Origin of the sequence: Ralstonia sp. TCR112, from assembly GCF_007997035.1 — a bacterium.
GTDB classification, from domain to species: domain Bacteria; phylum Pseudomonadota; class Gammaproteobacteria; order Burkholderiales; family Burkholderiaceae; genus Ralstonia; species Ralstonia edaphi.
On the sequence record NZ_VOSS01000246.1, the window covers coordinates 1 to 955 of the forward strand.

Annotated in this window: 1 protein-coding gene and 1 pseudogene; both read left to right on the top strand. The window is 64.0% G+C overall.

The features are described 5' to 3' along the window. Positions 1-397: pseudogene (locus FUT88_RS25650) on the top strand (flagellum-specific ATP synthase FliI); the annotation flags it as partial. Between the two features lie 108 nt (positions 398-505). Then, the coding region (gene fliJ / locus FUT88_RS25655; RefSeq protein ID WP_147219356.1) for a flagellar export protein FliJ at positions 506-955 on the top strand (450 nt) is incomplete at its 3' end.

The following is a 955-nucleotide window of genomic DNA, read 5'->3' on the forward strand; positions in this document are numbered from 1 at the left end:
CGCGTTCTACACCGTGCTGGCCGAAGGCGATGACCAGCAGGACCCGATTGCCGATGCGGCCCGCGCCATTCTGGACGGCCACTTCGTGCTCTCGCGCAAGCTGGCGGAGCAAGGCCACTACCCGGCCATCGATATCGAACAGTCGATCAGCCGCGTGATGTCGGCCATCGTGCCGCGCGAGCAGCTCGACACGGCGCGCCGCTTCAAGCAGCTCTACGCCCGCTACCAGCGCAACCGCGACCTGATTGCCGTGGGCGCCTACGCGCGCGGCAGCGACCCGGTGACCGACCAAGCCATCGCGCGCTACCCCGACATGGAAGCGTTCCTGCAGCAGGGCATGTTCGAGAACGAAAGCCGCGAGCACACGCTGCAGAAGATGCAGGGAGTGCTGGCGTGATGTGCCCGCTTGACACTGTGAAGCCACAAGCGTTGCGCAAACCGGAGGCTAAAGCTGCCGGGTTTGCGTCCGATGGGTTGATGTAACGGGAAGCTGGAGGGTCCACCGATGACCACCATGAACAAGCCGTTCCGCCTCGAAACCGTGCTGGAACTGGCCCAGAAGGACACCGAGAAAGCCACGCAGGAAGTCGGCCGCCTGATGAACACGCGCGAGGCCGCGACGCAAAAGTTGGCACTGCTGTCCGACTACCGCAACAACTACCACCAGCAGATGCTGAGCACCGCCGAAGGCGGCATGGATATTACGCGCCTGCGCAACTACGCCGCCTTTATCGACCGTCTGGGCAATGCCGTGCACCAGCAGAAGGGCACCATCAATGCGCTGGAGCAGCAGCTTGCAATGAGCCGTGCCAACTGGCTGGAAAAGCAACGCCGCGAGCAGTCGTTCGACATCCTGCGCCAGCGCCACATTGAAGAGCAGCGCCTGGACGAAGAACGCCGCGCCCAGCGCGACAACGACGAACACGCCGCCAAGGTGATCCGCATGCGTGCGGCG